Below are 17,465 nucleotides of genomic sequence, written 5' to 3' on the forward strand. Positions count from 1 at the left end.
GGGGCCCGGTGCCGATACCCTGGTCGGGTGCCCATCTCGCTGCCGCGCGCCCTGCGCGATTCCACCGACCTGTCGGATACCGATCTGGACTGGCTCCACCAGCTGATGGCGGACTGGCAGGTGGTCGCGGACCTGTCCACCTCCGACCTGGTGCTGTGGGTCCGGACCGGTGACGGCAGGTTCGTGGCCGCCGGGCACACCCGGCCCTCGAGCGGCACCACCGTGCACCTGGAGGACGTCATCGGCAGGCGCATGCCGCTCTCGCGCGAGGCCATGGCCACCGAGGCGCTCCTCCACGCCCAGATCAGGGAGGCCGTCGAGCCCTACTGGACGGGGACCTCCGCGGTCCACGAGACCTATGTGCCCGTCGTGCGCCAGGGCCGCGCCCTCGCCGTGGTGACCAAGGAGACCTCCGTGGGCCTCATCCGCGGCGGGCGCATCGTGGAGCGCGAGATGGACGAGCTCGCCGACGCCCTGTGCCGCATGATCGCCGAGGGCTGCTTCCCGATCTCGGGGGCCGGCACCACGATCCGCCACGGCACTCCCCGCGTGGCCGACGGCTTCCTGCGCCTGGACGCCGACGGCAGGGTCCTGTTCGTCAGCCCCAACGGGCGCTCCTGCTTCCACCGCCTGGGCCTGGACGGCGAGCTCGACGGCATCGTGCTGGCAGAGGCCGTCACCTCGATCATCCCGCCGCGCACGCCCGTGGACGAGGCCCTGGCGGTGGTCCTCATGGGCCGGCAGGCATGGCTGACCGAGGTCGAGGCCAGCGGGGTGTTCCTCACCGTGCGCTCCATCCCCCTGACCCTGGGGGGAGGGCGGGCAGGGGCGATCCTGCTGGTGCGCGACGTCACCGAGGTGCGCCGCCGTGAGCAGGTCCTGCTCAACAAGGACGCCACCATCCGCGAGGTCCACCACCGGGTGAAGAACAACCTGCAGACCGTCTCCGCCCTGCTGCGCATGCAGGCCCGCCGCGCCTCCAATGAGGAGACCCGCCACGCCCTGGCCGAGGCCGAGCGCCGCGTGACCACCATCGCCACCGTCCATGACGCCCTGAGCCACAATGTCGACGAGCGGGTGGACTTCGATGAGGTCTTCTCCTCCGTCCTGCGCATGGCGGCCATGGTGGCCACGCCCAATGGGGAGGTGAGCACCCGCCTGGAGGGGTCCTTCGGGGTGGTCGATGCCGACATCGCCCAGGCCCTGGCCACGGTCCTGGCCGAGCTGGTGACCAACGCCGTCGAGCACGGCATGGAGGGCATGGACGGGCGCGAGGGCCAGGTGCTGGTGCGGGCCCGGCGCGACGGCGACGCGGTCGAGGTGCATGTGCTGGACAACGGCAGGGGCATCGTCCCGGGCAGCCTCAGGTCGGGGCTGGGCACCAGGATCGTCACCACGCTGGTGCGCGGCGAGCTGCGCGGCACCATCGACTGGCAGCCGGGCCCTGATGGTCAGGGCACGGATGTGGTCATCCACGCGCATCTGGGCCAGGAGCGCTGAGGGAGGGCCCGCTGACTCCAGGAGGCCCGCGCCCGGGGGCTCTCTAGCAGGGCTGAGGGCCAGGGCCCCGGTGCCGGGTCAGGAGGAGCGGCGGGCCCTGGCGGCCCGGCGCTTGAGGGAGCGGCGCTCGTCCTCGCTCATGCCGCCCCACACGCCTGCGTCCTGGCCGTTCTCCAGGGCCCACTTCAGGCAGGTGTCCACCACCTCGCAGTGGGAGCAGACCTCCTTGGCCTGCGCGATCTGGGCGATGGCCGGACCGGTGTTGCCGACGGGGAAGAAGAGCTCGGGGTCCACCGTGAGGCATGCTGCCTGACTGCGCCAGTCCATGAGGGCTCCCTTCAAGGTTCTCCATCGCGGTAGGGGCGCCTGCCTCATGCGCAGGGGCGGCCCGCCGCGTCTGCGAACTACCTTCACACGCGCGCGGGCGCCGGGCAAGAGTCCGGGGGTGAGACCTGCGCCGTGACCCTGTCGTCATGCTCACAGGGCTCTTTCAGAAGGGGATGGCATCCCGATCATCGCATGCCCCGGCGGCCCGGCGCCACCAGGGCGCCGTGCCGCCGCCGGGCCGGGGCCACGCCGTCGTGGTCCAGCGGGCGGCAGGGCGGATCAGCGCCGGCGGGTGAGGGTCATGAGGGCGGATCGGGGCCGGGGGCCACGACCTGGATGGGGGAGCAGGACCCGCGGTGCACCAGGGCCCCGCGCCCCGGCAGCGTCAAGGCACGGGGGTCGATGACCGCCCGCAGCCCCATCCCGGCGACCTGGGCGGCCGGCCCCAGGCCCGGCCACAGGACCACCACGGCGCCCCGCTCGCGCAGCAGGGCCAGCGGGCCGCGGTAGGTCGCCGCGGCCCGCTCCGTGGTGGCACTGGCCAGGACCGTGGCGCCCCTGCCCAGGGCCTCCTCGACGGCGGCCTGCACGCCGGGCTCGCAGCGGTCCAGGTCGTCGACGACGACAAGCCCGCCCCGCGCGGCCTGCTGCTCCTGCCCGCGCCACCCCGGGCCGGGCACCGCGGCCGCGGACGCCGGCTCCGGCGCCCCGCTCGCCCCGATGGCCTGCGCTCCGCCCACGCGGGTGCCGATCACCTGGGCCCCGAGCGCCTCAGGCCGGCCGAGCTCCACCAGCGCGCGCCGGAGGGCCTCCAGGGCGGTCGAGCGCCCGGAGCCCGGTGGTCCCACGACCAGCACGCTCAGGCCCGGCTCCAGGATCATCGGCCGGGCCTCATCACCGCCCAGGGCCCAGGTCCCGGGTGGGGTGCTCCCGGCCTCCACCCTGCGCGGCAGCGCCACGAGCCGCACGGGCCCGCGCCCGCCCTCAGGGGCGCCCGAGGCCGACCGGGGATCATGAGGCGACTCATCCGGCATCCCCCGGCGCCCGCTCCCCGTCCCGGGATGCCGGGCGCGGGCGGAGGCGGGCCAGGGCGGGGGCAGGACCACCTGGCAGGCGGTGGCCCTGCCGGCCCGGACGATGGCGCCGCGGCCGGCGCCGGCCCCGGTGACCACGCCGTGGGGCAGCCCCGCCAGGGATGCCTGCGCCGTGGTGCAGGCGCCCAGCACCAGGCGCAGCCCGATGGAGCCGGCCCAGCGGGCGCTGGCCGAGGCCAGGGGAGCGCACAGCGCCAGGCGAGTGCCGGTGGCACTGGCGGTGCGCAGCACGGACTCCAGCAGGGCATGGCCCTCCCCGGGGCCGAGGGCCTGGTCAACCGCTGGGAGGAGGGCATCGACATCGTCGAGGCACAGCAGGCTGCCGGCCAGGGCCCCGCTGGCCGCCAGGGACCACAGGCGGGCCAGGCGCCGAGGGTCCTCCGGCCCCACCGCGGTCCCCACCATGGCCCCCATCGGGTCCATCCCCGGGGGCCCATTCGGCGCCGCTCCCGGCGCCCCCGCGCCGCCCTCATCGCCGGTCCCGGGCACCGCGGCCCGCAGGAGCCCCGCCGGCGGTCCGCACAGGTGCACCCCCACCCCGGCGCCGGCGGCCTGGGCGGCCACAGTGGCCAGGGCGGTGCTGCGCCCCGAGCCCGGTGAGCCCAGCACCAGCAGGGGGGCATCCATGTCCCAGTGCCACAGGCCCAGCCGCTGCTCCTCGGGCAGGTCCGTCAGGGCCAGGACCACCCCCCGGGCCGGGCCGGGCCCAACAGCCGCCTCCGCCGGGTCCCCGCAGGGCCCGCCGCCCCGCTCATGGCAGCGATCCCCACCGCCTCCGCCGCCGGCCCCGGGGGCTGCGGGTCCTCCCGGCGGGCCAGGGCTCCGCGGGGCCCCGGGGCCGCCGGGGGCGGCCACCAGGGCCCGGGCCTGGTCGGCCCCCACCCGCGCCGGCAGCGCGGGCGCCCAGGGCCGCCACGGAGCCGGGCCGCCGGCCGCCGCCGCGGCGATCCGGTCCACCAGGGCGGCCAGCCGCTCCTGCGGACCGCACCAGGGCGCCTGGAGCACCTCCGCTGCCTGCCTGCCCCTCCCGCCCCGTCCCTCAGCCGGCCACGCCGACTGCTCCGGCGCCGCTCCCACCGACATCCCCTGAGCCGATCGCCCGGCCGCACCGGGGGCCGGCGCGCCCTCGACCAGGACCCGGCCCGCGTGCAGCGGCAGGCGGGCGGCGCCGTCGTGCCCCAGCACATCGCGCGAGTCGCCCGCATCCAGGACCCTCAGGCACACCCGCAGGGGCGTGTTGGCGCGCACCGCGGGGGAGACCGCCCCCTGGGGCCGCTGCGTGGACAGGATGAGGTGGATGCCCAGGCTGCGGCCCTGCGCGGCCACGCGCACCAGGGAGCCGAGGACCTCGGCATGCTCGGCGGCCATGGCGGCGAACTCATCGACGGCCACCACCAGGCGCGGCACCACCACTCGCGCCGGCAGGCCGGAGACGTCCTTGACGCCGTGGCGGGCCAGGAGACGCTCGCGGCGGCGCACCTCGGCCTCCAGCGAGCTCAGGGCGCGCCGGGTGCCGGCAGCATCCAGGTCCGTGAGCACCCCGGCCGTGTGGGGCAGGCGCGCCAGGGGGCCGAAGGCGGCACCGCCCTTGTAGTCCACCAGGACCAGGGCCAGCCTGCTGGGCGGCGCGCCCAGAGCCAGCTGGAGCAGCCAGGCCACGAGCAGCTCGGACTTGCCCGAGCCGGTGGTGCCGGCCAGCAGGGCGTGGGGGCCGTGCCTCACCAGATCCGCCCGCACCGGGCCGTGGGCCCCCACCCCCAGGACGGCCTCCAACCGCTCCGGGGCGCCGGTCGACCAGCGCTCGGCCAGCTCCCCGCTGTCGAGCCCCTCCAGCTCCTCGACCACCTCGCTCAGGAGCACCTCCTCCGGCACGCCCCCGGTCCCACCGGGGCCGCCGCCGGGGCCGTCGGCCAGGCCCTGGAGGCGGCAGGCCGCCAGCCACCACACCGGGGTGCAGGAAGGGGCCTCCGCGGGGGCGCGCAGCACGCTGAGCGCCGTGGTCGGCACCAGGTCACCGCGGCACACCAGCATGCTCGCCGAGCACTCGCGGGAGGGCGGCCCCCAGACGAGCTCGACCCCGCCCGGTCTCAGGCGGATGCGGGCACTGGCCCGCGCCAGCACCTGGGCGCACCACCAGGCCATGGTGTCATGGGCGGCCGGGCCGCCGAGAGCCAGGCAGTCCCCGTCCCGAAGGGACAGGACCCGGCGGCGCCCGGTCCGGTCGGTCCACGCCCGCAGCGAGTCCCGGGGGTCCCGGGAGCCCCGGCCCCGGGCGGAGCCCCCGAGGAGCGCATCCTCATCGGCGCCCCCTGCCCGCCCCTCGGAGTCCCGATCGCCGGGCGCGGCCCGGCACGGGGCGCGGGCGGCCAGGGCCAGGAGCATGGTGGGCGGGTCGGGCCTGCCCGAGCGCCAGCCCGGCCGGCCCAGCCCCTGGCGCCGGGCCCGCTGGGCCTCGCGCCCCCGCCTGCCGGCAGGGCCCCGGGCCTGGAGCAGGGGGATGAGGCGCATGAGCGCCATGAGCACCATGGGGGCCAGCATCACCAGGCCCAGGGCCCCCCGGCTGCCAGTGCGCATGGCGACAACCCCCAGGACCACCATGACCCCCACGCACAGCAGGCTCGCCACGAGCATCCAGATGGCCGACTGCGGCGCGGGCGGGGCGGGGACCCCCAGATCCAGGGGGCGGCGGCGCAGCTCCACCAGGGTGCCGCCCATCCTCAGCTGCGCGCCCTCGCCCAGGCGCGCCTCCCCGCGCAGCCCCAGCCACAGCGGTCCCACCCGCCTGCGGGTGCCGTTGGCCGAGCCGGCATCGCGCACCAGCAGCCACCGGTCTCGCTCGCGGATGCGAAGATGGCGGCGCGAGATCAGGGGATCGGTGAGCACCCCATCGCGCCCGATGCTCCGGGCGCCGCCGGCGGGCAGCACCAGGCCGGCGTCGGGCCCGGCCAGGACCGCCAGGTGCCAGCGCGAGGCCAGGGCCGCTCGGGCGGCCCGCGCGGCCTGCGCGCCCTCGTCCTGGCCCTCCGGGGCAGGGGCGGCCGCGCTCGGGGGCGGCGTCGGGGCGTCTGAGGGGGCCGGTGCGATGACCATGGGGTGAGAGTGCCGCCGGCCCGGGCGGATGTCCTGCCCGGCGGGCGGGCCTGTGGACAATCGGGGCCCGGGGCGCGTTTCCCACAGGTGTGCCGCACGGCTGCCCGCGGCAGGGCGCGGATGCGGGCCGGGGCAGCGGGCCTCGTGGCGCCCCGCACCCGCGGCTGCTTGGACAAGGCGCCGGGTGAGGGGAGGATGTGCCCCATGCGCACCGCCAGCACTCATGACATCGCCCCCGAGGCGCCCCTGGCCCCCTCCAGGTCGGCAGAGGCCGGAGGGCTGTCCGACATCCCCGCCGGCCAGCGCGCCCGGTGGAACGAGCTGGTCCTGAGCATCGAGAGCGCCCGCGATGCCTACTACAACGCCATCGACGCCCAGAGCCCCATGTCCGATGCCGAGTACGACCGCCTCTACCGCGAGCTGGAGGAGATCGAGGCGGCCCACCCGGCCCTGGCCGCGGCGGGCTCGCCCACCCGGAGCGTGGGCGGGCGGGCCACCACCGACTTCGCCCCCGCCCCGCACCACGAGCGCATGTACTCCCTCCAGGACGTCTTCTCCACCCAGGAGGTCCAGGAGTGGGCGGAGCGCATGGTCGCCGAGACCGGCATCCCCGACGAGGAGCTGGCCATGACCGCGGAGGTCAAGATCGACGGCCTGGCGGTGGCCCTGACCTACGAGGACGGGGTCCTCACCCGGGCGGCGACCCGCGGGGACGGCACCACGGGCGAGGACGTCACCGGCAATGTGCGCACCATCGCCGATGTCCCCCGGGTCCTGTCGGGAACCGGCCACCCCCGCCTGCTGGAGGTCCGCGGGGAGGTCTACTTCCCGGTCAAGGAGTTCGAGGCCTTCAACGAGGCCCGGCGCCGCCAGAACGTCGAGCGCGCGGCCGGCGGCGCCCCCCTCCTCCAGGTCTTCGCCAATCCCCGCAACGCCGCCGCCGGCTCCCTGCGCCAGAAGAACCCGGCCATCACGGCCTCACGGCCCCTGTCCATGATCGCCCACGGGGTGGGGGCGGTCGTCCTGCGGGAGGGCCAGGAGCCCGTCGCCCAGCAGCACGAGTGGTACGAGCGGCTCCAGGGCTGGGGCCTGCCGGTCTCCCCGTACAGCGCCGTCGTGCGGGGCCGCGCCCAGCGCGAGGCCTACATCGAGCGCCACGCCGCCCACCGCCACGACCTGCTCCACGAGATCGACGGCATCGTGTTCAAGATCGATGACCGCGCCGTCCAGCGCGAGTTGGGCGCCACCTCCCGCGTGCCCCGCTGGGCGGCGGCCTACAAGTACCCGCCCGAGGAGGTGCGCACCCGGCTGCTGGACATCGACGTCCAGGTGGGGCGCACCGGCCGCGTCACGCCCTTCGGCATCATGGAGCCCGTCCTGGTGGCGGGCTCCCGGGTGGCCCGGGCCACCCTCCACAACGCCACTGAGGTGGCCCGCAAGGGCGTGCGCATCGGGGACATGGTCATCCTGCGCAAGGCCGGCGACGTCATCCCCGAGATCCTGGGGCCGGTGCCCGAGTCGAGGGACGGCTCGGAGCGGGACTTCGTCATGCCCGAGCACTGCCCCTCCTGCGGCACCGCCCTGGCCCCCGCCAAGGACGGCGACGTCGACGTGCGCTGCCCCAACACCCGCTCCTGCCCCGCGCAGGTCACCGAGCGCATCGCCCATATCGGTGCGCGCGGCGCCCTGGACATCGAGGGCCTGGGCGATGAGGCCGCCAGCGCCCTGACCCGCCCCGACGCCGGGCGCGCCGAGGCCCTGGCCGCCCTGGCCGCGGGGCGCAGCCTGGAGACCGAGCGCGGCAGCATCTCCATCCCCGCCGAGGAGCTGGAGGCGATGGCCGTCTCCGAGCGGGTCGAGGCCGTGGCCGAGCGGATCCGGGCCGCCGGGATCATCGAGCAGCCCCCGGTCCTCGACGGCGAGGCGGGCCTGTTCGACCTGGATGAGGAGGATCTGCGCGATGTCTTCGTGTGGCGCCCGGTCTCCCGCCGCGGGACCCCCACAGGCGACTGGCGCCTGAGCCGGTTCTTCTGGACCAAGCAGGTCCACGCCCCCGATGGGCGGGTCAAGAGGCCCACCGCCGCCTCCCGGAGCACCACGGCGATGCTCGCCCAGCTCCAGGCGGCCAAGGACCGGCCCCTGTGGCGCATCCTCGTGGCCCTGTCCGTCCGCCATGTGGGGCCCACGGCGGCCCGGGCCCTGGCCGATCGCTTCGGCTCCCTCGATGAGCTGTGCCGGGCCGATGAGGACCGGCTCGCCGAGGTCGAGGGGGTGGGCCCCGCCATTGCCGCCTCCTGGGCGGCCTGGCGCGAGGTGGACTGGCACCGCGAGATCCTCCAGCGCTGGCGGGACGCGGGCGTGCGCATGGTCGACGACGGCGCCGCGGCGGGCGCCCGGAGCCGGCCTGCCGGCGCCTCGGGCGACGGCGGGGGCGACCGCGACGGCGAGCCGGCAGGGGCGGGGGCCCCCGGAGCGCGGCGCACCCTGGAGGGCCTGACAGTCGTGGTCACCGGATCCCTGGAGGGCTACACCCGCGATGGGGCCAAGGAGGCGATCATCGCCCGGGGGGGCAAGGCCTCGGGGAGCGTGTCGAAGAGGACGAGCTACGTCGTCGTGGGCGACAAGGCCGGCTCCAAGGAGGCCAAGGCCCGCCAGCTGGGCCTGCCGATCCTCGATGAGGAGGGATTCATCGCACTGCTGGAGGGCGGCCCGGCGGCGGTCGGCGCGCAGACCGCCTGAGTGCCTGTGCCGGTGCGTCGGGGCCCGCCGCACCGGCGCACGAGAAAGGGGCCGCCCGGGGGCGTTTTCCCGGGCGGCCCCTGAGAGCGGGTGAGGCTCGTGGGCTATCAGTGGCGCTGTCAGTGGCTGACGACGGTGGTGCCGATCTCGACCCAGTTGTAGATCCACTGGGCGTCGGAGGAGGGCATGTTGACGCAGCCGTGGGAGGCGGAGTAGCCGAAGTCGGAGCGCCAGGGGGCGCCGTGGAAGGCGTAGCCGGAGTAGAAGTAGGTCACCCACGGCACGTCCTCGGTGCGGTACCGGGTGCCGTCGACATTGTCCCCCTCCATGGTCTGGGAGGGGTACTGCAGGTAGACCTGGTAGGTGCCGGTGACGGTGGGCGTCTCCTTGGCGCCGTCGACCATGGTGACCGGGCCGTAGACCACGGTGGCGCCCTCGTAGGCGGTCACCGTGTAGTTGGCCAGGTTGACATCGATCCACTTCTCACCGGGCGCCGCCTGGTAGACGAGCTTCTCCGCGCCGTCGGCGATGGTGCGCTCATCCCAGGTGGCCTCGACCACCGTGGTCTCGAAGGAGCCGGTGTAGGCCCTGCCCTGGCCCAGGCTGGTGACGATATCGGTGGCGACCGTCTCGGCATTGTCGACGGTGCGCCCGTCCTCGGCCTCCAGCGGGGTGGCCACCACAGTGCCCTTGGTGGTGACATTGCGCTTGCCGTTGACCGGCTCGGCATTGGCCTCCTGGGCCTGGGCGGTCACCCACTGGCTGACCCTGCCCGCGTCCACCGACAGGGCGGGGGCGGCGTCCACCGAGGTGGTCAGCGTGATCCAGGAGGCCTTCTCCGCGGCATCCGCCGTGTAACTGGCCTCCTCCTGGTCCGAGGAGGCCGGCACGGTGATGGTCACCTCCTGGGCCACCCAGCTGTTGGCCTGGTCGGCCACCTTCTGGGCGTCGGCCTGGGAGACCGCGGGCTCGGAGGTGCCGAAGGAGACCTTTACCGAGGCGGGGGACAGGGAGCCCGCCGCCTCCTTGGCCGCCGCGGCCATGGCGCCGGAGTCCAGGGAAGTGCCCGAGGAGGAGGATGTGGCGGAGAAGGTCTGGCCGTCCTCGCCCAGGACGACGGTGGCGTTGATAGCCTTGGCCCGGTCGGAGGGGATGAGGGAGACGGCGTAGTCGGCGGCGGCCTGCTCATTGGTGGACAGCACCACGGGCACGCTCTGCTCGCCCAGGAGCGCCTCGAAGCGGCTGACGACGCTCTCGCCGCGGGCCATCACCGCATCGGCGGTGGCCTGCGCGTCCACAGTCGTGCCCAGGTCGGCCAGGGAGGCCGTGGCCTGCACATCGCCGGAGATGGACACGGTGGCGCCCTGCGCCCGGTCCTCGATGAGCTCGACGATCTCCTCACGGCTCCTGCCGGCCACATCCGTGCCGGCCACGCTGGTGCCGGGGACGGCACGGTCCTCGTAGTGGGAGGCGTAGGCGTAGCCGCCCGCCCCCATGCCGGCCAGGAGCAGGAAGGAGGCCGCCGCCGCCCAGAGGGGCCATCGGCGACGGCGCGGCCCGGCGTCGTAGAGAGGCCCGTCATCGCCCTCCGGCGGTCCGCTGCCCTGCGGGGGGCCGCCGGGCAGGGCGCCCGCAGTGGCCTCCTCGGCCCCTTCGTTGGCCCCATCGTCGGCCTCATCGGCGCCCGCCTCATCCATGACCTCCTGGAGGGGGCCGTCCAGGATGCGGGAGCGGGGCGCGGCCGTGGGCGCCCGGCCCTGCGGCGCGGGCTCGACGACGCTCGGAACGGCCCTCGTGGCGGGCTCGCCCTCAGCGGCGTCATCAGCGGTGCCCTCGGGCTCCGCGGAGTCCGAGGCGTGCAGGGGCGGCTCCTGCGGGGTGGCCGCTGACATGCTCGTGGCTCCGGCTGCGAGGCGGACGGGAGTGGCCAGGTCGGCGGCCTGCCCGGGCTCGGGGCCCGGGTCCGGGGCTGCGGGGCCGGTGGGGCTCTGCGCCGGGTCCGTGGAGGAGCCCTGAGGGCCTTGAGTGCCGGGGGCGGGGCGGCGCAGGCCAGTGGATTGCCCGTAGGGCGTGCTCAGCACGGCCGTGCGCCGGGGGGCCTGGTGCTCCGGCTGCTCCGGCGCGGCATCGGCGCGCGTGGAGCCGTCTGCCGGGAACTCATCGCTGCTCATGTCATCCGTCCTCTGCCTCATGTGCCTCATTGTCGTCCTGTGGGGCCGGGCCCCTCGAGGCCCGACCGGCAAGGCGCCTGCATCTGCTCGATACTGCTCGCGCGGGCGCATCCGCGTACTGCTCTCCCCGAGCGGGCCCGAGGTGAGGACCTCCACGGCCCATGACAGCCGTCACGCGGGACGATGTCAAGCATCTCAGCGCCCTGGCGGGCTGTGAGATGCGCTCGGCGAGGAGCAGCGCGATAGCGGCTCGGATCCAGGGGCGCCGGCACGGGTGCGGAGCCGGTGCTCCTGCATGATGCGCCGCCGGGGCCCGGGGCCGGCATGGGGAGTCGTCTCCAACCCACCGGGGCCGGTGATCTACACTCGCGCCCATGTCAGCCATCTCCAAGGACGAGGTCGCCCGTGTCGCGGCCCTGGCGCGCGTGGCGCTGAGCCCGCAGGAGGTGACGCGCCTGGCCGGGGAGCTGGACGCCGTCGCCTCCTCCTTCGCCCGCGTCTCCAGCGTGGTCACGCCCGATCTGCCCGCCACCTCCCACCCCGTGCCCCTGACCAATGTCCTGCGAGAGGACGTCGTCGGCCCCACCCTGGATGTCGATGAGCTGCTCGCGGGCGCCCCGGCGGCGGAGGACTCCATGTTCCTCGTGCCCCGGATCCTGGGGGAGGGCGATGCCTGATGACCGGCTCCGCACGCATGAAGGGCCTCATCCGGGGCACCGCTGCGCAGCAGGCCGCCGCCCTGGCGGCCGGCGAGGTCTCCTCCCGGGAGCTGACCGCCGCCCACCTGGAGCGTATCGAGGCGGTGGACGGCGCCGTGGGCGCCTTCCTGGATGTCGATGCCGACAGGGCCCTGGAGGCCGCCGACGCGGCTGATGCCGCCCGCCGCTCGGGCGCAGCGGTGGGGGAGCTCACGGGCGTGCCCGTGGCCGTCAAGGACCTCATCTGCACCCGGGGCCAGGCCACCACGGCGGCCTCCCGCATCCTCGAGGGCTGGGTGCCGCCCTATGACGCCACCCTGGTGCGCAACCTCAGGGCCGTGGGCCTGCCGATCCTGGGCAAGACCAATCTCGACGAGTTCGCCATGGGCGGCTCCACCGAGCACTCCGCCTTCAAGCGCACCGCCAACCCCTGGGATCTCGAGCGCATCCCCGGAGGATCCTCGGGCGGCTCGGCCGCGGCCGTGGGCGCCTTCGAGGCCCCGGTGGCCGTGGGCACCGACACCGGGGGGTCGATCCGCCAGCCCGCGGCCGTCACCGGCACGGTGGGGGTCAAGCCCACCTACGGCACGGTCTCGCGCTACGGCGTCATCGCCATGGCCTCCTCCCTGGACACACCCGGCCCCATGGCGCGCACGGTGCTCGACACCGCCCTGCTGCACGACGTCATCGCCTCCTACGACCCGCTGGACTCGACCTCGCTGGACGATGCCCCGCGGGGCATGGCCGCGGTGGTGCGCGCCGCCCAGGAGGGGCGGGACCTGAGCGGCCTGCGCGTGGGTGTCATCTCCGAGCTCGACGGCGGCCAGGGCTACCACGACGGCGTCGTGGACTCCTTCCACGCGGCGGTCGAGCTGCTCCAGGGGGCCGGGGCCCGGGTGGACGCGGTCTCGCTGCCCCACCTGGAGTACGCCCTGGACGCCTACTACCTCATCATGCCCGCCGAGGCCTCCTCCAACCTGGCCCGCTACGACGGCATGCGCTACGGGCTGCGCGTGGAGCCTGACAGCGGCCCGGTCACCGCCGAGACGGTGATGGCGGCCACCCGCGGCGCCGGCTTCGGGGACGAGGTCAAGCGCCGCATCATCCTGGGCACCCACGTGCTCTCAGCGGGCTTCTACGACGCCTACTACGCCAGTGCCCAGAAGGTGCGCACGCTCATCCAGCGCGACTTCGCCGCCGCCTGGGAGCGCTTCGACGTCCTGGTCTCGCCCACGGCACCGGTGACGGCCTACCGCTTCGGGGAGAAGGACGACCCCCTGGCGATGTACAAGCTGGACGTCACCACGATCCCGGCGAACCTGGCGGGCGTGCCCGCCATGAGCCTGCCCTCGGGCCTGAGCGGTGACGGCCTGCCCGTCGGGTTCCAGATCCTGGCCCCCCAGCGGGCCGACGATCGCCTGTACCGCGTGGGCGCCGTCCTGGAGGCGGCCCTGGAGGAGCAGTGGGGGGCGCCGCTGCTCGCCCGCGCCGGAGAGCTGGAGGAGGAGCGATGAGCGAGAAGCTGATGGACTTCGAGGAGGCCGTGCGCCGCTACGACCCGGTGCTGGGCCTGGAGGTGCACGTCGAGCTGGGCACGGCCACCAAGATGTTCGACGCCGCCCCCAATGCCTTCGGCGCCCGGCCCAACACGCTGGTGACCCCCACCTCCGTGGGGCTCCCCGGCGCCCTGCCCCAGGTCAATGCCCAGGGGGTGGAGTACGCCATCCGCATCGGGCTGGCCCTGGGATGCCGGATCGCCTCCTCGTGCCGCTTCGCCCGGAAGAACTACTTCTACCCGGACCTGTCCAAGGACTTCCAGACCTCCCAGTCCGACGAGCCCATCGCCTATGACGGCGCCCTGGAGATCGAGCTGGAGGACGGCTCCCGGTTCACCATCCCCATCGAGCGGGCGCATATGGAGGAGGACGCGGGCAAGAACACCCACATCGGCGGCCATGACGGTCGGATCGAGGGCGCCCAGTACTCCCTGGTGGACTACAACCGCGCCGGCGTCCCCCTGGTGGAGATCGTCACCCGGCCCATCGAGGGCGCCGGTGAGCGCGCCCCGCAGGTGGCCGCCGCCTATGTGCGCACCCTGCGCGACATCTTCCGCGCCCTGGGCGTGTCCGAGGCGCGCATGGAGCGGGGCAATGTGCGCGCCGACGTCAATGTCTCCCTGCGCGAGTCGCCCGACGCCCCGCTGGGGACGCGCACCGAGACCAAGAACGTCAACACCTTCCGCGGGATCGAGCAGGTGGTCCGCTACGAGATCTCCCGCCAGGCGGCGATCCTCGCCGACGGCGGGGAGGTGCTCCAGGAGACCCGCCACGGCCAGGCCGACGGCACCACCCGCGCCGGGCGGGTGAAGTCCGACGCCGATGACTACCGCTACTTCCCCGAGCCCGACCTGGTCCCGGTGGCGCCCTCGCCCCAGTGGGTCGAGCAGATCCGCGAGTCCCTGCCGGAGATGCCCGCCGCCAAGCGCCGTCGCCTCGCGCAGGAGTGGTCGCTGAGCGACACCGAGATGCGCGACGTGGTCAATGCCGGCGCCCTGGAGCTCATCGAGGCCACGGTGGAGGCGGGGACCACGGGCCAGGCCGCCCGCAAGTGGTGGATGGGGGAGCTGGCCCGCGCGGCCAAGGACCAGGAGATCGCGCTGGAGGACCTGCCGGTCACCCCGGCCCAGATCGCCGGCCTCCAGGCCCTGGTGGACAGCGGCCGGCTCACCGATTCCCTGGCCCGGCAGGTCCTCGAGGGCGTGCTGGCGGGCCAGGGCGATCCCGAGGAGGTCGCCTCGGCCCGGGGCCTGGAGGTCGTCTCCGACGACGGCGCCCTGCTGGCGGCCGTCGATGAGGCGCTGGCCGCCAACCCGGATGTGGCCGACAAGATCCGCGGCGGCAAGGTCCAGGCCGCGGGCGCGATCGTGGGCGCCGTCATGAAGGCCACCAAGGGCCGGGCCGACGCCAGGCGCGTGCGCGAGCTCGTCATGGAGCGCGTCCAGGGCTGAGCACCGGGCCATCACCGCAGGGGCGGGCGCCGAGGGCATCGGCGCCCGCCCCTGCGAGTGAAGTCTCACGGACGCGTCTCGCATGCCGGAAGCCGTGGGACGATCGCCCTCACCTGGGCCAGGGCCCCGGGATAGGCTCGCAGCAGGTCCGCGATGTGCGCGATCTGCCCCAGAACCCTCGGAGGAAGTGACCCATGGTCCAGCCCAGTCCCAGTTACACCGTCGCCCTGCACCTGGAGGTGCCCGCCTCCCAGAGGGCGGTGGCGAGCCTGGTGGACACCGCCACCGCCACCGGCGCCGTGGTCACGGGTGTCGATGTCGCGGAGGCCGGAGGCGACACCCTCATCGTCGACCTGACTGCCGACACCCGGGACTCCAAGCACCGCGGCGAGCTGGTGGCCAGGCTCGAGCAGATCGAGGGCGTCGTCGTGCGCAATGTCGGCGACTCGACCTTCCTGGCCCACGTCGGGGGCAAGATCGAGGTCGTGGGCACCTACCCGATCCACAACCGCCGTGATCTGGCCCGGGTCTACACCCCGGGAGTGGCCCGCGTGTGCAAGGCCATCTACGACCACCCCGAGCGGGCCCGCATGCTGACCATCAAGAAGAACACCGTGGCGGTGGTCACCGATGGCACCGCCGTGCTGGGCATGGGTGATATCGGCCCCGCCGCCGCCATGCCCGTCATGGAGGGCAAGGCCGTGCTGTTCAAGCAGTTCGGCAATGTGGATGCCTGGCCGGTGGCCCTGGACACCAAGGATCCCGAGGAGATCATCGCCATCGTCAAGGCCATCGCCCCGGCCTATGGCGGCATCAACCTGGAGGATATCGCCGCCCCCAAGTGCTTCGACATCGAGGCGCGCTTGCGCGAGGAGCTCGACATCCCGGTCTTCCACGACGACCAGCACGGCACCGCCGTGGTGACCCTGGCCGCGCTCATCAACGCCCTGAAGGTCGTGGGCAAGAGGATCGAGGAGGTGCGCATCGTCCTGTCCGGCGTGGGGGCGGCCGGCAACGCCATCGCCAAGCTCCTCATGGCCCATGGGGCCACCGACATCGTCGGCTACGGCCGCGACGGCGCCCTGTCCGCCCAGGACACCGAGGGCATGAACGAGCACCGCAAGTGGCTGGCGGAGAACACCAATCCCCGCCGGGTCACCGGCTCCCTCAAGGAGGGCTTGGAGGGGGCCGATGTGTTCATCGGGGTCTCCTCGGGCAACCTCCTGGCGCCCGAGGACCTGAGGGTCATGAACGATGATGCGATCGTCTTCGCCATGGCCAACCCGACTCCTGAGGTCGACCCGATCGGCGCCGCGGACTACGCCGCCGTCGTGGCCACGGGCCGCTCCGACTTCCCCAACCAGATCAACAACGTCCTGGCCTTCCCGGGCCTGTTCCGGGGACTGCTGGACACCGGCATCACCGAGATCACCACCGAGCTGCTGCGCACAGCGGCCACCGGCATCGCCTCGGTGATCGAGGATCACGAGCTCAGCCCCGTCTTCATCATCCCCGGCGCCTTCGACACCCGCGTGGCCGACGCCGTGGCCTCGGCGGTCCGCCGCCTGGCCGAGTAGCGCCGAGTAGTGCGGGGGCGGCCCCGCTCAGGCTCCGCCGGGGGTCAGCGCAGCCAGGAGTCGCCGACGATGCCCGACCACCACCGGCCCAGGCCCCAGGTGTCGCCCGCCCGGGTCAGGGCGATGACGATCATGGCGGCGGCCAGCACCCAGTGGGTGTCGATGATCGGGTTGGTGGCCTGCCCGACGTTCAGCGGCGGGAACTCGGCCAGCCAGAGGAAGAACATGAGGGCGGTGCCGCTGAGCGCGGCCACCTTCAGGCCCATGCCCAGCATGAGCGCGGTGCCGATGCCCAGCAGGGCGAGCATGAAGAGCACATCGCCCAGGGTGTTGGCGAACAGGGAGAAGAAGCCCGCCAGGGGGCCATCGCCGGTGACGGCGATGATGAAGCCCTGGGCCGGCAGGCCGCCGCGGATCCAGGCCTGGTCGGGAGGGGTCATGAAGCTCAGGCCGAAGGTCTTGTCGAGGAAGGCCCACAGGAAGTAGAAGCCGATGAGGAGCCTCAGTGCGGCCAGGGCCCTGCGGGCTCCGATCCTGGTGACGATCTGATCGCCCATGACCACTGACGGGGCCGGGGAGGAGGTGGACATGCCTTGCCTTTCGGATGATCGGAGATCAAGTGGCCGGTGGGGCGCGTCCCGGGCCGGCGGCCCGGCGTGCCGATGCTCACAGGTTGTTGATCGTTGAATAAGTGCGTGATGACCCTAGGGCATGGCCGCAGCCATGTCACGCTCCCGCTGGCACTCGCGTGTCCGGCCCGGCGGTCGGACGGGCCGGTGCGTCGTCAACCGCTCGGGGCCCCAGGCGGGGGCCGGCCGGGCGGCTCGTGGATGCTCGGCCATCGGCCGGGGCCACCGGCGCGCGAGAGTGTGGAGTGATGCGGTGTGATGGGGTGTGGCGAGGGTCGTACCGCCCCGGCTTGACGCAGTGGCCGGAGCGCTGCCTATAGTTCCTCCTGCTGCTGCGGCCCGCTCCTCCGGGATGGCAGGCCCTGCGGCGATGAGAACTCAAGAGCGGCCTTCGATGCGACCAGGGTCACCGGCCCGGGAGTTGACGGATGAGCCGATATCCTCTAGAGTTTTCTCTGTTGCTCGCAAGGGCGAGCGGTCCTGATGAAGGTGCCGTGAGTGCTTGCTGGGTGTGTTGTTTGAGATCTCGATAGTGTGTCATGTTTTTTATGCCATGTGGGCTTGATGATGGTTCTGCGGCTTTTTTGTTGTGGGGTTGTTGTTGGGTCTGTTTTGTTTTTGGTTTGCCTGCCC

The 17,465-nt window shown here is 74.0% G+C and carries 11 protein-coding genes; 6 read left to right on the forward strand and 5 right to left on the reverse strand.

The window, feature by feature from the left end; all coding sequences use genetic code 11:
- The first annotated feature begins 27 nt into the window (after positions 1-27).
- Entirely contained in the window at positions 28-1,500 is a 1,473-nt protein-coding gene (locus tag J5X07_RS11385; RefSeq protein WP_124932482.1) for a sensor histidine kinase, read from the forward strand.
- A gap of 78 nt (positions 1,501-1,578) precedes the next feature.
- On the opposite strand, the gene J5X07_RS11390 is transcribed toward J5X07_RS11385, so the two are convergent.
- Positions 1,579-1,827, reverse strand: a complete 249-nt coding sequence (locus tag J5X07_RS11390; RefSeq protein WP_124932481.1) for a WhiB family transcriptional regulator — start codon at positions 1,825-1,827, stop codon at positions 1,579-1,581.
- A 299-nt stretch (positions 1,828-2,126) separates the two neighbouring features.
- Positions 2,127-6,011 carry an FHA domain-containing protein gene (locus J5X07_RS11395; protein WP_208479877.1) on the reverse strand — a complete coding sequence of 1,295 codons (3,885 nt, stop codon included), beginning with the start codon at positions 6,009-6,011 and terminating at the stop codon, positions 2,127-2,129.
- Positions 6,012-6,215: 204 nt separating this feature from the next.
- Between J5X07_RS11395 and ligA the strand changes: the two genes are divergently transcribed.
- Positions 6,216-8,750, forward strand: coding sequence for an NAD-dependent DNA ligase LigA (gene ligA, locus J5X07_RS11400; protein ID WP_208479878.1), 2,535 nt, complete (start codon positions 6,216-6,218; stop codon positions 8,748-8,750).
- A 119-nt stretch (positions 8,751-8,869) separates the two neighbouring features.
- Here ligA and J5X07_RS11405 read toward each other — a convergent pair whose 3' ends face one another.
- Positions 8,870-10,921, reverse strand: a complete 2,052-nt coding sequence (locus J5X07_RS11405) for a L,D-transpeptidase (protein ID WP_243896784.1) — start codon at positions 10,919-10,921, stop codon at positions 8,870-8,872.
- Positions 10,922-11,295: 374 nt separating this feature from the next.
- Between J5X07_RS11405 and gatC the strand changes: the two genes are divergently transcribed.
- From gatC to J5X07_RS11425, 4 genes are all read left to right on the forward strand, one after another.
- Positions 11,296-11,598, forward strand: a complete 303-nt coding sequence (gatC, locus tag J5X07_RS11410; RefSeq protein WP_124932478.1) for an Asp-tRNA(Asn)/Glu-tRNA(Gln) amidotransferase subunit GatC — start codon at positions 11,296-11,298, stop codon at positions 11,596-11,598.
- Positions 11,598-13,133, forward strand: a complete 1,536-nt coding sequence (gene gatA / locus J5X07_RS11415; RefSeq protein WP_243896785.1) for an Asp-tRNA(Asn)/Glu-tRNA(Gln) amidotransferase subunit GatA — start codon at positions 11,598-11,600, stop codon at positions 13,131-13,133. The genes gatC and gatA overlap by 1 nt, the downstream gene beginning before the upstream one ends.
- The gene (gatB, locus tag J5X07_RS11420; RefSeq protein ID WP_124932477.1) at positions 13,130-14,626 is read left to right on the forward strand and encodes an Asp-tRNA(Asn)/Glu-tRNA(Gln) amidotransferase subunit GatB; all 1,497 of its coding nucleotides are present in this window, start codon (positions 13,130-13,132) and stop codon (positions 14,624-14,626) included. Before gatA ends, gatB begins: the two co-directional genes overlap by 4 nt.
- 194 nt (positions 14,627-14,820) lie before the next feature.
- Positions 14,821-16,203 (forward strand): NAD-dependent malic enzyme, encoded by a 1,383-nt coding sequence (locus J5X07_RS11425; protein ID WP_124932476.1) that lies wholly within the window; start codon positions 14,821-14,823, stop codon positions 16,201-16,203.
- Between the two features lie 44 nt (positions 16,204-16,247).
- Here the strand turns inward: J5X07_RS11425 and J5X07_RS11430 are convergent, their stop codons facing one another.
- Positions 16,248-16,793 (reverse strand): DoxX family protein, encoded by a 546-nt coding sequence (locus J5X07_RS11430; RefSeq protein ID WP_124932475.1) that lies wholly within the window; start codon positions 16,791-16,793, stop codon positions 16,248-16,250.
- Between the two features lie 445 nt (positions 16,794-17,238).
- A partial coding sequence (locus tag J5X07_RS11435) for a hypothetical protein (RefSeq protein ID WP_208479879.1) occupies positions 17,239-17,465 on the reverse strand: 227 nt, incomplete at its 5' end.

It is taken from the genome of Actinomyces bowdenii, from assembly GCF_017592395.1.
Taxonomy (GTDB): Bacteria; Actinomycetota; Actinomycetes; order Actinomycetales; family Actinomycetaceae; genus Actinomyces; species Actinomyces bowdenii.